A 12,140-nucleotide genomic window follows, 5' to 3' on the forward strand; every position below is an offset into this window, starting at 1 on the left:
GGTGAGCGGCTCGGCCAGCCGCTTGTCGGCGGCGTATACCGACGTCAGCTCAAGGAGCTGTGCGAGGAGCTCCTCCTGGAAGCCCCACCAGGCACGTTCGCCGGCGGCGCGGCGGGTGCGGGCCTGTTCGGGCAGGCCATCGATCAGGACGACGAGACGGCGGACTCCGAGGTGGGAGGGGTCTCCGGGATGCCGCCAGAGGTCGCGGGCGTCTCGCTGGTGGTAGTGGGAGAGGTCGAACTCGAGGTCGTCCCACCGTCGGTGGGCGACGTCGGCGACCCGAAGAGCTTTCCCAGGTTCACCCCGTAGGCCTTGATAAGGGCCTTCGTCAGCCGGACGTAGTCGGGGATGGACGGCTTCTTGTCGTGGAAGCGGACGAACTGCTCTGCGCCGAGGAGCTGCAGGTAGACCTCGTCGATCGCGCCGAGGAAGGTCCGCGGCAGATGCGGGCGGTTGATCAGCAGGTCGATAACGCCGCCGGCGATGTTGTCGTTCTTCTCGTCGTTGATGACCTGTGCGGCGATGCCCATCAGGTCCAGGTTGTTCGCGAGCAGCGGCTTGAGGGCGTCGAGCGGGAGTTCGGCGGGGAAGGTGAAGGTCTCCCCACCGAGCAGGACCGGGATGCCGTCGGGGTAGGCGACCTCGCGCTTCGGCGCGTCGAGGTCGATCAGGATGTCGCTCAAGGGGTCTCCCTGGTGGTCCGGACGGGAAGGGCGGGAAGGTCGCACGTGCCGGGGGCTTGTGGCGACCGCTGCCGGGTCAGGACTCCTTGAACGCCGGGTCGTCGGTCAGCAGGTACCAGGCGTCGGTGTCGTCGCCGCCGAGGACTCCCAGGCGCAGGGGAAGCTTCGAGCCAGCGCCCTTCTGCAGGTCGTTGGATACGCCCTCCAGCTGCGTCGCCTTCGGGTAGACGAAGCGGTAGTGCCTGCCTCCGTCGAAGACTTCGAGCAGGGCGGCAACCTCGGTGCGCTCGCCGATGCGGGGCGGCACGAACTTGTAGTGCTTGGCGCCGGCGCCGCCGGCCGGGGCGATCTCGGTGATCGTGCCGCCGCCGTACACCGCCTTGAAGTTCGGCGCGTTCCACTGGAGCAGGTCCATCTCCACGGTCGCGGAGTCGCTGGTCTGGAAGTTGCGGACCGGAAAGTCGGACTGGGCGCTCTTCAGCTGCTCGAAGTTCGGCTCGGAGTTGAACTTCAGGGAGTCCTCGGTGGTGTGGCCGACGGAGCGCCAGCCGGCTGGCAGCGCGATGGTGGCGTCGGCGGGGGCCGCAGTGCCGACCGGCGCCAGCCAGAGGTAGAGCCGACCGGGGACGAGCGTCTCGGTGGCGTTGGTCTTCACGGGCGTGGTCAAGGGGCTCCTCGGGTCCGCTGGGGATGGGCGAGGAGACGGTGCAGTCTGGGCGGGGCTTGTGTCGCGTGCTGCCTCAGGGGTGCATGACGACCTGGAGGGTGAGGCTGTAGCGGATCGCGCCCGAGGTGAGCTCCGTGAACGCGGGGGCGGGGCTGGTCGGTTTCACGTGGCTGACCACCGGCCCGGCCGGCGGCGGGTCGACATCGGGCAGCTCGACGAGCGCGGCCGCGGCCAGCACGGTGAGACGTCGCAGCTCTGCAGACCCCGGCCAGCCGGCCGGGTCGGAGATCACCTCGATCGTGACCTCTCCGGCGGTGTCCCAGCGCAGGCCCCGCAGGTCACCGCCCGGACCGGGCAGGACCCGCAGGCGCGGCCAGGGAGCTTCCACCAGACCGGAGATGAGACCGGGGCCGCCGAAGGCCTCCGTGACGACAGGGTGGCGGCGCAGGTGGGCGAGGGCCGCCGCGACCGGGTCGACGGCGGCCACGGCCAGCAGATCGGGATCCGCCATCAGCGGCGGGCCGGCTCGCGGGCCACGTAGCCGTTCGCCCGCAGCTGGCGGGCGTAGTCCGGGGAGACCAGCACTTCGACGCCGGGAAGGTAGTCACGGCCCGCGATGACCAGGTGATGGGCGAGCCGGATCGTCTCCGGCTCCTGGCCGGCGGCGAGCGGCGGTCCGACAACCACCGGGGTGTCCGGCTCGGTGGCCGCGACCGGCTGCTCAGCGGCGGGCAGGTTCTTGCTGGTGGAGTTGGTAGCCATGGTCGTGCACTGTGCCCGGCCCGACCGTTAGCGTCGCCCGCAGGAGGCGGTGCTGCGTCCCGGTTGCGCCACTACGCGTACTCGGCGGAGACCGCGCGGGTGGCCCGCGCCATGAAGTGGGCGCCGGCCGCGACCAGGCCGCCCGGGTAAACGTCGCCGAGCTCTGCCTGTACCACCAGGTCGCCTTCGCAGACGACGGTCACGGTGACGTGGTTGCCAGCCACGATCGGGGGCCCGCTGTTGATGCCTCGGGAGATGCCGACGGGGTCCAGCATGGTGTGGCAGCGGCAGTTCTTGATGTTGGCGACGGCGCGGCTGGTCTGGTCGCGTGGTGCCTTCATGTATGTGTGGGCGCCGAGGCCTCGGTGACGGCGGTCCCAGTCCATCGACGGGACCTTGAAGCGCAAGTTGTTCGGGACGCTCTGGCCCTCGGTCTGCACGTGGGTGTGACGGACCCGGTCGTCGGCGACCGTCACCCACTGCTTCGTGGGCGGGGCCAGGCGCTTGGCCCGGTCAGCGACCTCGTCGGCGATCCGGCCGATTTCGGGCGCCACCATGGCGGCCACCAGCTCCTCCAGCCCCGGCACCGCCTCAAACCGGGCCATCAGGGCACCAGCGGTGGCTCAAGGACCGCGGTGACCGCAATGTAGTCGGCCGCCCCGTCCACCGCGACGGCGCACAGCCGGGCCATCGTGACCGTCCAGGATTCGGCGCCGTCGACGAGCCGGTCCCCGGGGCGCAGCGGCCAGTGCCGCGGGTCCGCACGAAGCGACCACGACCCGTCCGCCTGCACCACGGCGGCGCCGGGCAGCGCCGGCCCCGAGGCCGCTGCCGTACCGGGCCTCGGAGGCACCGGCAGACCGTGCGCATCACGTTCCCAGGGGTGCTCGGCGACGTACGAGGTGAAGCGCCGGTTCGCCAGGATCACCGCCACAACGACACGCTCCCGCCGTACGGCCATGGGGCGGCTGCCGGCCGCGGCCGCACGTACACCGGCGGCTGCCGGTAGCCGTCCAGGGTGACCAGCACCGGCAGCGCCCCGGGCTGACCGGCGCTCGGCGCGGCCTCGTAGCTGATCGACTGCCCCTCGGCGGACAACGACGACACCCGGCGCCCACTGGCCCCACTGCCCGAGGCTGGGGTGTTGCGGATCGTCTCGGCGGCGTGCGCGGTGACGTAGCGTCGGATCGGCCGCTCGGCCGCGCCGTCCAGGCCGACACGAAGCCGCACGTCGTAGGTGCCGTCCGGTCGCGCCGTCCAGCCGTCCACGGTGAAGTCGTCGTCCGGGCCGCAATGCGCCCACGCCTGCCACGACCCCAGGTCCATCCCGGGCGCCGGGCGGACGCTGTTCAGCATGGCTAGGCGCGGCACCAGCGGACGAGAGAGGTACGCCTCCACGTCGGCCTGCGCGTCCTCGATCGCCGTTCGCAGCCCGTCGCGCTGCGCCTCGGTGAGTGGCAGCGGGATGCCGGCGTGATCGGCGACCGCTTCGGGGGAGGTAACCAGGCCAGTGCCGCTGGGCAGGTCGACCCGGATGGTCCGGTCCGCGCTGGCGGGCGCTCCGGCGGCAGGGGTGAAGGTGATGGCCCCCCAGTAGCGGCCGGCGGCCAGGGTGTCCGGGATGGCGAAGCGGTACGTTCCGGGTTTCAGCGCCGTCGCGGCCGCGACGGCGGCGGGCTGGCCGGTGCGCTCGGGGGTGGTGTGCAGAATGAGGGAGGTGACGGTCCCGCCTACGGCGACCGGGTCGAACGCGGCGCCGCCGTACGTTGCCTGCCAGTCGAGCGTCGACACCGTGGTCTACTCGCCGACCGCGTGGTGAACGCTGGCCTGGTCGCGCAGGCGCTGCAGCAGCAGTTCGACGACCGTCTCGGACAGGTGGGCGCCCTGCGCTGCGAGCAGGGTGGTGCGGGTGCGGCCGTACTCGTCGGTTCGATTCTCGACCAGGCGGATGGTGCTGAGCAGGGTGTTGCCGTGCGGGGTGATCTTCTCGAACAGGGTGGTCAGGTCGGTGGGCGGTCGGCGGGTCTGTGAGTCAACGATCAGCCCGTCGATCGCTTCCGGGAGCGCCTCCGCGACGGGGACTCGCTCGGGGACCTCGGTCTCCGGCGCGGGGTCCGGCTCGGGCCCGGCCGGGGGCTCCAGCGGGGCGGCGGCCGGGACGAGCGTGCTCGCCTTCGCCACGGTGCTGTCCGGATCGGTTTGTTCGGCGGCAGCGGCCTTGCGGTTGCGCGGGGTGGTAGTCATCAGCTGGGTCCTTCACCACGGGGCTTTTCGGGCCTCAGCAGGGTGGCGGCCGGGACGGCTTGTGTCGCGCCGAGCCGGCCGCCACCGGAGCAGGTCAGGAGTAGGTAAAGCCGCCCGACTTGGTTACGGTGCCCGCGTCGTCGGTGAGGACGACGTCGACCGCGCCGGCCGCCTTCGCCGGGACGGTCACCTTCACCATGGTGTCGGAGACGATCGTCAGCGCGGTGCCCGCCGCCCCGCCGAACGTGACGGCGCTGGTGCCGTCCAGGTTCGCTCCGGTGATCGTCACCACGGTTCCGCCGGCAGCCGGGCCCCCGGACGGCAGGATCAACGTGATGGTCGGCAGCGGGAACAGCTTGGCGATCTCCGACTCCCGGATCTGGGCGCCGGGTTGGAAGGCGATCGTGCGGATCGCGCCCTCGGGCTTTCGGTCGCCCTCGGCGTAGCGGCGGGTCGCGTAGATCCGCTCGGTGACGGTCATCATCCGGTCTGGGACCGGGGTGGCCGGGAAGGCGGCCTTCGTGATGCGGGCGCCGCCCGCGGTGTACAGGCCCACGGCTGGGACCTCCTTCGGCTTGGGGCCTCCGATGTTGCGTGGGGGCACCCTCTACCGTCGACCGCTTGACCGCGGGCCAACCCCGATCGCCCGCTAGAGCGAACAGGGCTTTCTCAATGGCATGTTGGCCACCTCAGATGGGTACTTTTTGTCCGTGAAGACTCACCGTCAGGACACCGGATGCGGCGGCAACGTCCCGCCGTTGCGGACTGACGGAAGATTGGTGGCTGGTCGCGGGGTGCTCCGCCCCCGCACCCGTGGCCAGCGCCCGGCGGCGCTGGACCCGCCTACCTTTGTGGGGGGCGCCTCCCCCCACACCCCCCACCAGCCCTGCGCGGGCTGGACATGCGCTCCGCCTGCCCTGAGCTTGGTCGCAAGCTCCCGCGCTCACCCCTCGGGCCTTGACGGCCCTCACTGGGCAGTTGGTATGAGGCTCCAGGAGCTGATCACTTGCGTGGTTGCCAATGCGGCAGGTCAGCTGCGAAGCGCTCGCGTGCGGTGCAGCACTCCGTCATGGAGGGCTTCCCGGACGAGACGCGCTACAGGATGCCGACCATCGGGGGTGGCTGTTCGTGAGGCGGTGACGAGGATGCCTACACCAGTGTTGACCACCTTGATGTCTTGGTTCGGCAGGTTCGAAGCGGTCACGTTCAAGGTGGATGAGCATGGAAAGGGCCCTCTGGGGCCCGGTTGCGGCGGCAGCCGCAATTCCATGATCGGCGTCAGTGAGGGTCACCGGTTGAGTGCCGCGGGTTGGTCTGGTGTCAGTAACCCGGGCTGCGGAAGCGGCAGAACCAGCGGCCTGGAGGGCGAGTCGGCAGGTGCGGTACCTGAGGGTGGGTCTTAAGGAAAAAAGGGGCAAAAGATGATCATGCCTCTGACCTGCGGAAATGCGAGATTCGCTGTCGCGCTTTCACGACAGTTGAGGGCCGATCTGTCGTGGCCACATCGTCAGTTGCGACGCTGACTCACCAAAAATGGTGAGTCGACTCGCGGCTGACGATGCCACTGGGCCGGGATGGTAGCCCGCAGGCTGGCGTTCTGGGCGTCGAGCGGGCCGGCCTCGCGCGCGCGTGCGCGTCTTAGGTAAAAAGGCTAGATCTTGATCATGCCTCTGACCTGCGGAAATACGAGACAGGCTGTCGTGCTTTCACGACACGTTGGGCGCCATGTGCTCAGCGTGCAGGGCAATCGCCCCTCTTCAAGGCCGGGTGCGGGCCTGTCGTGCAGGGACGACACCGACTCACCGAATCTGGTGAGTCAGGCGCTAGTGTCGTGGAGTCACGACACCGACTCACCGTTTCCGGTGAGTCGACTGTACTTTTTTGGTGAGTCACGCTACGTTACGGATCAAGCGCGCCCCGAAAGGCTCACCATGACTTTCCCTGCTCGGAAGGAACCGGCAGCACCGAAGCCGGCCAAGCCGGTTAAGCAGCCGGTCCGGTCATCGCGGCAACGTGACCGGGAACTCGCCGAGCAACGGCTCATCGAGGCGATGTCCTCAGCCGTGGGGAGGGCCACCAAGGGCCGAGGCAGTGCACCCATCTCCATCACGGCAACCGCCCAGTACCGAAACCCCCACCTGATGCTCGGGGAGCACGGTTACTCGGTCGTGTCGAACGCCTTCATGTCCCGCGTCCTGGCCCCCGTGATCGCTGCCCGAAACATGACTCCCACCGAGGTCGCAGTTCTGCTGTACTGCATGGGTGAGCAGAAGAAGGGGTTCGTCTCGATCAAGAGGCAGCAGGACGTTGCTGACTTCCTGGTCCTGCCCAGGACGAACGTGTCCTCTGCGCTGGTTCGACTGGAGGAGTGGCACATGATTCGGAAGGTCAACAGGACGAAGCTCCAGATGAACCCGACCCTGTGCTTCAACGGGAACGGGGACCTCCAGCAGGAGGAGCTGACGGCGGCTCGCCTGCTGCAGGCCACCCCGGGGGACTTTCCGGACCTTGTGGTTCCCTCGCCCCGCACCAAGAAGGGAAGTTCGTCATGATCATGAGGACTGAGGTCTGGGAGATGATCAGCGAACTCGGGCTGGCCGGTTCGGCCTACAAGACGCTCGCACGCCTGGTGAGGAAGCAGCAGCCCGGCGGCCACATCGAGTACTCGCAGCAGGAGCTGGCGGAGATCCTCGAAATGCACCCGAACATGGTCAGCCGGGCCATGGGAACCCTCACCCGGGCGAACGTCGTACTGCGGCCGACCCGCTACAGCTACCGGCTGCACCCGTTCGTCGCGGGCTACGAGACCGAAGACGAGATGAACAAGGCGATCGCGCAGGCCCTCGAAGACATCGAGAACGGCGACCTGCCGGCAATCAGCGTGCCCAGGAAGCGCCACCTGGCGGCGGTTGGCTGAGCGTGGTGGGTGCCGCACAGGAGACCTCCGTGCGGCACCCACGTACGCCTCTTGGCGCGGTGTAGTCCTAGGCCCAGGTGCCGACCACGAAGGACTCCGGTCGGGGGACCTCCAGGGCGACGCGCTCGTCGGCGCGGATGGAGATGACGCCGTTCTCGAAGTTGAGGCCGTTCTCGCTGGAGACGGTGACGGAGACGGACTCGCGGTCGTAGAGCTGGGCGCCGGTGCCGAAGGCGCCGACCAGGAACTTGTCGTCGGCCATCGCGGTGGTGTCGACGACGTTGAGACGCCAGACCTTCTTCTCTGCGCCGACCGCGACGGCGATCGCGATGCGGAAGGCCCCGTTGTTGTCGGTCTCCAGCTCCAGCTCCTCCCAGAGGTTCGGGGAGATCACCAGGCCGGTCATCTCGTACTCGGCGAGGATGCCCTTGGTGATGGCCCGGCGGACCTGCACACTGCGCTTGTCGCTGGCCTGGGCCTGGTACTCCTGGACGCCGGGGACGTTGAAGAGGCCGGTGAGCTTCTCACCATCACCAGAGCTGTGGAGCAGGTCGTAGTCCTCCCGGTACTTGACACCCTCAACCATCCGGTTGTTGATGAAGCTCTTGAGCCGCGGTTCGTCGGACAAGATGTTCTTGTGCGCGTGGAGGACGTGGGCGATCTCGGTGATCGGGTACATCACCGGCTTGAAGTCGAGGCGCGATTCCGGGGCCCGGCCCCACTGGTCGGTCGGCAGGCCGGCTGCCGGAGAGACTCCGTCCGCGGCGGTGCGCTGACGGATCTGCGCGGCGTTGTTGGTCCAGCCCGTCTCGCGGATGCCGTACAGCACGGACGCCTTGGTGGTGGACTTCGGGAAGAGATCGCGGATACGGGACTTGCGCCGGGCCAGCTCGCTGATGCCGACGTTCTGCGCGCCGCCAAAGCTGTTGTGGGTGATGCTGCCGGCGGACAGAGCCCAGATGGACTTGCCTTCCATGCCAGCACGGATCTGGGCGGCGCCCTCGAAGCCCCGCTCGCGGGCCCGCGCGAAGGCGTCCGACTCCGTGAAGAGGTCGCCGAGGGACTTCACCTCGGGGCCCTGGGGGCTGCCGTAGAACTGGCCGGCGGCGGGCGGGGCCTCAGGGGAGTCCAGGTAGCCGGCGATGTCGTCGGCGGTCTTGCGGGCGTCGATCAGGGACTTGAGCTCCTGCGCCTCCTGGATGACCTTGCGGTACGCGGAGTTCTGCTCGGAGCTGACGGTGAAGCGGCCCTTCTCGTCGACCTTGAAGCTGTCGGAGATGCGGCGCGCCTCGCCCTGGAGGGTGGCGAGTTCGTCGATGAGGGTCTTGAGGGGGATCTCGGCGGTGGCAGTGCTCACGATGCCTTCCAAGTGCTGGTGGACAGATGGCGCTCGTCGCTCGCCCGGCCAGCACCGGGACGACTCAACGTCCGGGACAGTGGAAGGGAACAAGGTGGTTAACGTCGCGTGCTGCCGCACCTTGCTGGCACGGCAGCACGGTGAGCGGGTATCGGGTCAGGCCGACAGGGCCTTGAGCTGGGCTTCGATCTCGTCGGGGTCAAGAGTGACCGAGGTGCTGTCGTTGCCAATGTTGCTTGTGCCCGGGTCGGGCGCAGGGTCTGCGGGCACCGCCGGCCGCCTGTCTGTCCGCTCAGAGTCGGTCCCCGATTCACCGGCCGGGCTCGGCGTCGAAGCGTCGGGCGCACTGTCCGTGGCACCCATCTCACCGGCTTCGTCGTCATCGTCGAGATGGTCGTACAGGCCCCACTCGTCGTCGAAGTCGTCGTCCGGACTGTCACCGGCGTCGTCGATCGGCATCCCCTTGCGTGCCAGGGTGCGCAGCAGCCGTTCAACGGCCGGCCGGAGATCCTCCAACCGCTCCGGGTCAACGTCGGCGACCGCGATGGCCGAGGTGGCGTCAGCCAGCCGGCCAGCGGCGGGCCGCAGGAACCGCGCCTCGGCGGCCTCCTCGGGATCCACCTCCTCCTCTTCCTCGACATCGCCCGCGGCGTCGGTCTCGACCGCCACGACGGCGAGTTCGACCCGCTGTGGAGTGCCGAGGGCGACGACGTCGCCGGTCGTCTCGTACGACACCGAGTAGGTGACCGTCTCCCCGGGTTCGGGCCGGGCCACGGACACGATGACGTGGTCGGGGAACGTCGCCTCGACGCACACCCACGCGGCCTCAGCCGCGCTCTCCTGGTTGGGCAAGAAGAGCACCTGCACGGCCTCGCGCAGGCGGTCCTGCTGCTCCTCGTACGATCCGGCCATCGGCCGCTGCATGCTCTTCTCCTCGACCTCGGGCAGCACCGCGGTGCTGAGTGATTTGGCCCCCGCAACGGCCTGGTGGGCGGTCTTCATCTCGAGAACCCCCCGTCCTGTTGGGGAGGCCTTCGCGGCGGCGACGGCCTGGCGCGCCGTCTTCACCTCCACCTCGGCCACCGGCGCAGGCGTCGGTGTGGCGGCCGGCTCGTCGGCAGCTTGGTCTTCGGCGCGGCCCAGCGGGATCGTCGCCCGGTCGTGGCCCCGGACGACGACCACCTCGTCGAAGGCGACCGGGGTCGGCTCCACCGCCGGTATGTCGTCGGGCAGGTCGTAGCCCAGGGTCAGGTGCGGGGTGAAGCCGTGATCCTGGTGCAGGGCCTCGGCATAGACCGAGCCAGCCAGCCGGGACGCGACCCGCTGCTGGAGTTCCGCCAGACCGGGCACGTCGACCGGCACCCACACCGGTACGCCGGCCTCTCCAACAGGGAAGCGGCCGATCCCGCCGACCTGCCCGTCAAGCTGTGGCGCGCCGGCCGTGGCAGAGCGGATCAGGTCGACCAGATCGTCCGGATGTCCGCCCAGGGCATCGGCCTGGCCGAGGTAGGCGAGGGTGATGTGCAGGTCGTCGGCGGCCGTGCCCTGCGGGTGAGCCAGTTCCTCGGCGACCTCGCGCGGCGGGTACAGGGCGATCATCACGCCCTGGCCAGCCTGAGGCTCGCCGTGTGCTTGCCCGGTGGCCTTGTACTCCAGCCCGGCCGGCTGGCCGGCCGGGCTTCCCTTGACCTCCAGCGCCATGGTGAGGGGGTGGGCGCCGTGCAGCACCGGCGAGACCTCGTACAGGTCGAGGTCGTGGATGATGCGCACGCCCGCGCGCTTGGTCGCGCCGCCCTTGGGGACGACGTAGCCGATGGACCACTGGGCCCCACCGCCCTCTTCGTGCCACTGCCTCACCTGCTCGAAGGTGTCCCGTCCGCGGGTGGTGCGCAGGTTGAAGCCGACGTCGGCCACCAGGGCGCCGGCGTCCTTCGGCCATGGCATGCCCATCGGGGTGGACTTCGGCAGCCGGGAATCCCCGGGCAGCCACTCCTCTACCCGGTGGCAGACCCCGATCGGGTCCCGCCACTCGTGAGAGAACACGGGCTTGACGGGTCGGGTGGCCATGGTGCGCGTGAAAGCCCCAGGCAGGATCACGTCCCCGACCTCGTCCTGCACCCCGGTGACGGCGCAGACAGCGGTGACGATGCCCTGTAGGCGGCGGGGCGGCCGGGCTGGTGTACGCGGCGGCGGCACGGTGAGCTTCCTCCAGGACCGGGGACGAATGGCCCCGCGACCGTGCCCGCTGCGCCCCCTTACCGTCGCGTGGTTCGCTCATTCAGGCACCCAAGGCAGACCTGCGAGGAAGCTCAGGGTGTTTCTGGTCGTGCCCGAACGATGTTCAGAGCGCGGACTGCGGCGGGGGCTGTGTCTCGCCGCTCTCCGCGTCCGTGAAGCCGCGCGTCCAGAACCGGTACCGGAACCGCTCCAGGAATGTGTCGGCCTGGGCCGAGTAGGGGCACTCCGACAGCTTCTTGCCCGCGCGCGCCGCTTGCGCGCCGTCAGCGGCGGCCCGTACGGCCTCGCCCGAGCCGGGAAGATCCCGAGGCTCCATCGTTCTCCTCCTACTTCTGCAACTCGTCCAGACGTTCATTCTCCTCGCCGCCGCCCGTCTCCGGGTTGTCCGGCTCCTCCTCGGGCTGTTCCTCGGCTGGCGTGGCGTCGCCCGCCGGGGACAGTCCGGCGTCGTCCACGTCCACCGCCCAGGCATCGGGGTCCGAGTAGCGGTAGACCTGTCCGGACGGATCCCGCAGCCACCCGGTCAGCGTGCCGTCCGGTGCCCGCTCCAGCCAGGCCTCCTCACCGGCGGGGTCCGAGAAGCGGGCAGTGATCGAAGGATCGTCCGGCTGCGGCTCGTCGCCCTCGTCGTATGGGTCGCCCGCCCACTGCCGTGCGTCGTCGGCGGGTGTCTGCGACTTGGGCATCTCGGCGGCCGCCGGGTCCTGGCCAGCCGGCGCCGGGCTACCCGGCGCGGGGGGAAAGGACTTCACGGAGATTCGATAGGTGCGCACATGGCGAAGGTGCGCTGTTCGACTGGCTTGTGTCGCGCAGCGCACCTGTCGAATCGTTCGCCAGAACCTCTACTCGTCGGATCCTCTCGACGCCACCTCTCCGGGCACGGTCGCGCCCACTCTTCCAGCCGGTCCCATGCGGTGCATGCCTCGGCGACGGCGCGTGTCGGACAGCGCACGCCCCCAGGTCAGTACACCGTCCCGGCGACATGCACCCCCTCGGGCCGCGGCAGCACGCCGTGCGTCCCGAGGATCCGGCCGCTGCGCTCCACCAGCAGCGCCAGCACCGACCGCGCGTCGCCGCCGTCCACCACCACCGGAGCCTCTGTCGGCGACGGACGCACTAGCACTTCGTCCTGCTGCGCCGCCTCCACCATCGTGGCCACCAGCCGGGAGCCGGTCACCGGCCGGTCGGCTCGACCGGTGACCTCCACCTCGTACAACTGCCCGTCGGGCAGCGTGCCCGTCACCCGAAACGTCATCACGTCCTCCGATCCGC

Annotated in this window: 16 protein-coding genes; 2 read left to right on the forward strand and 14 right to left on the reverse strand. The window is 69.6% G+C overall.

Annotated elements, in window-relative coordinates; translation table 11 throughout:
• Positions 1 to 143 precede the first annotated feature (143 nt).
• From ACFXHB_RS15955 to ACFXHB_RS15995, 9 genes are all read right to left on the reverse strand, one after another.
• Positions 144 to 683, reverse strand: a complete 540-nt coding sequence (locus ACFXHB_RS15955) for a hypothetical protein (protein WP_380574784.1) — start codon at positions 681 to 683, stop codon at positions 144 to 146.
• A gap of 76 nt (positions 684 to 759) precedes the next feature.
• Positions 760 to 1,350, reverse strand: a complete 591-nt coding sequence (locus ACFXHB_RS15960) for a hypothetical protein (RefSeq protein WP_380574785.1) — start codon at positions 1,348 to 1,350, stop codon at positions 760 to 762.
• Between the two features lie 73 nt (positions 1,351 to 1,423).
• A complete protein-coding gene (locus tag ACFXHB_RS15965) occupies positions 1,424 to 1,861 on the reverse strand; it encodes a hypothetical protein (RefSeq protein ID WP_380574787.1) in 438 nt (145 codons plus the stop codon).
• Positions 1,861 to 2,112: a hypothetical protein gene (locus tag ACFXHB_RS15970; protein ID WP_380574788.1), complete on the reverse strand. Its 252-nt coding sequence runs from the start codon at positions 2,110 to 2,112 to the stop codon at positions 1,861 to 1,863. Before ACFXHB_RS15970 ends, ACFXHB_RS15965 begins: the two co-directional genes overlap by 1 nt.
• A gap of 71 nt (positions 2,113 to 2,183) precedes the next feature.
• Complete coding sequence (locus tag ACFXHB_RS15975) at positions 2,184 to 2,717, reverse strand: hypothetical protein (protein ID WP_380574789.1); 534 nt, start codon at positions 2,715 to 2,717, stop codon at positions 2,184 to 2,186.
• Positions 2,717 to 3,040 (reverse strand): hypothetical protein, encoded by a 324-nt coding sequence (locus ACFXHB_RS15980; RefSeq protein ID WP_380574791.1) that lies wholly within the window; start codon positions 3,038 to 3,040, stop codon positions 2,717 to 2,719. The genes ACFXHB_RS15975 and ACFXHB_RS15980 overlap by 1 nt, the downstream gene beginning before the upstream one ends.
• The gene (locus ACFXHB_RS15985; RefSeq protein WP_380574792.1) at positions 3,037 to 3,903 is read right to left on the reverse strand and encodes a hypothetical protein; all 867 of its coding nucleotides are present in this window, start codon (positions 3,901 to 3,903) and stop codon (positions 3,037 to 3,039) included. The genes ACFXHB_RS15980 and ACFXHB_RS15985 overlap by 4 nt, the downstream gene beginning before the upstream one ends.
• Before the next feature lie 6 nt (positions 3,904 to 3,909).
• A complete protein-coding gene (locus ACFXHB_RS15990) occupies positions 3,910 to 4,356 on the reverse strand; it encodes a hypothetical protein (RefSeq protein WP_380574794.1) in 447 nt (148 codons plus the stop codon).
• 94 nt (positions 4,357 to 4,450) lie between these two features.
• Positions 4,451 to 4,912, reverse strand: coding sequence for an IPT/TIG domain-containing protein (locus ACFXHB_RS15995; RefSeq protein ID WP_380574795.1), 462 nt, complete (start codon positions 4,910 to 4,912; stop codon positions 4,451 to 4,453).
• 1,375 nt (positions 4,913 to 6,287) lie between these two features.
• Here ACFXHB_RS15995 and ACFXHB_RS16000 point away from each other — a divergent pair.
• Entirely contained in the window at positions 6,288 to 6,908 is a 621-nt protein-coding gene (locus ACFXHB_RS16000; protein WP_380574796.1) for a hypothetical protein, read from the forward strand.
• Positions 6,905 to 7,273, forward strand: a complete 369-nt coding sequence (locus ACFXHB_RS16005) for a helix-turn-helix domain-containing protein (protein WP_380574797.1) — start codon at positions 6,905 to 6,907, stop codon at positions 7,271 to 7,273. The genes ACFXHB_RS16000 and ACFXHB_RS16005 overlap by 4 nt, the downstream gene beginning before the upstream one ends.
• A 67-nt stretch (positions 7,274 to 7,340) precedes the next feature.
• Here ACFXHB_RS16005 and ACFXHB_RS16010 read toward each other — a convergent pair whose 3' ends face one another.
• The 5 genes from ACFXHB_RS16010 to ACFXHB_RS16030 all read right to left on the reverse strand — a co-directional run bounded on the left by ACFXHB_RS16010 (position 7,341) and on the right by ACFXHB_RS16030 (position 12,123).
• On the reverse strand, positions 7,341 to 8,630 hold the full coding sequence (locus tag ACFXHB_RS16010; protein ID WP_380574798.1) for a phage major capsid protein: 1,290 nt from the start codon (positions 8,628 to 8,630) through the stop codon (positions 7,341 to 7,343).
• Between the two features lie 156 nt (positions 8,631 to 8,786).
• Positions 8,787 to 10,748: a 2'-5' RNA ligase family protein gene (locus ACFXHB_RS16015; protein ID WP_380574799.1), complete on the reverse strand. Its 1,962-nt coding sequence runs from the start codon at positions 10,746 to 10,748 to the stop codon at positions 8,787 to 8,789.
• A gap of 223 nt (positions 10,749 to 10,971) precedes the next feature.
• The gene (locus tag ACFXHB_RS16020) at positions 10,972 to 11,184 is read right to left on the reverse strand and encodes a hypothetical protein (RefSeq protein ID WP_380574801.1); all 213 of its coding nucleotides are present in this window, start codon (positions 11,182 to 11,184) and stop codon (positions 10,972 to 10,974) included.
• A gap of 10 nt (positions 11,185 to 11,194) precedes the next feature.
• Positions 11,195 to 11,641 (reverse strand): hypothetical protein, encoded by a 447-nt coding sequence (locus ACFXHB_RS16025; RefSeq protein ID WP_380574802.1) that lies wholly within the window; start codon positions 11,639 to 11,641, stop codon positions 11,195 to 11,197.
• 188 nt (positions 11,642 to 11,829) lie between these two features.
• Positions 11,830 to 12,123 (reverse strand): hypothetical protein, encoded by a 294-nt coding sequence (locus ACFXHB_RS16030; RefSeq protein WP_380574804.1) that lies wholly within the window; start codon positions 12,121 to 12,123, stop codon positions 11,830 to 11,832.
• Positions 12,124 to 12,140 lie beyond the last annotated feature (17 nt).

The organism is Kitasatospora sp. NPDC059327 (assembly GCF_042752535.1).
GTDB lineage: Bacteria > Actinomycetota > Actinomycetes > Streptomycetales > Streptomycetaceae > Kitasatospora.

What these genes read in the sequence shown, in the direction of transcription:
- ACFXHB_RS15965 (WP_380574787.1), bottom strand. Translation starts at nt 1,861, where the DNA reads ATGGCGGATCCCGATCTGCTGGCCGTGGCCGCCGTCGACCCGGTCGCG.
- ACFXHB_RS15970 (WP_380574788.1), bottom strand. Translation starts at nt 2,112, where the DNA reads ATGGCTACCAACTCCACCAGCAAGAACCTGCCCGCCGCTGAGCAGCCG.
- ACFXHB_RS15975 (WP_380574789.1), bottom strand. Translation starts at nt 2,717, where the DNA reads ATGGCCCGGTTTGAGGCGGTGCCGGGGCTGGAGGAGCTGGTGGCCGCC.
- ACFXHB_RS15990 (WP_380574794.1), bottom strand. Translation starts at nt 4,356, where the DNA reads ATGACTACCACCCCGCGCAACCGCAAGGCCGCTGCCGCCGAACAAACC.
- ACFXHB_RS16000 (WP_380574796.1), top strand. Translation starts at nt 6,288, where the DNA reads ATGACTTTCCCTGCTCGGAAGGAACCGGCAGCACCGAAGCCGGCCAAG.
- ACFXHB_RS16005 (WP_380574797.1), top strand. Translation starts at nt 6,905, where the DNA reads ATGATCATGAGGACTGAGGTCTGGGAGATGATCAGCGAACTCGGGCTG.
- ACFXHB_RS16020 (WP_380574801.1), bottom strand. Translation starts at nt 11,184, where the DNA reads ATGGAGCCTCGGGATCTTCCCGGCTCGGGCGAGGCCGTACGGGCCGCC.
- ACFXHB_RS16030 (WP_380574804.1), bottom strand. Translation starts at nt 12,123, where the DNA reads ATGACGTTTCGGGTGACGGGCACGCTGCCCGACGGGCAGTTGTACGAG.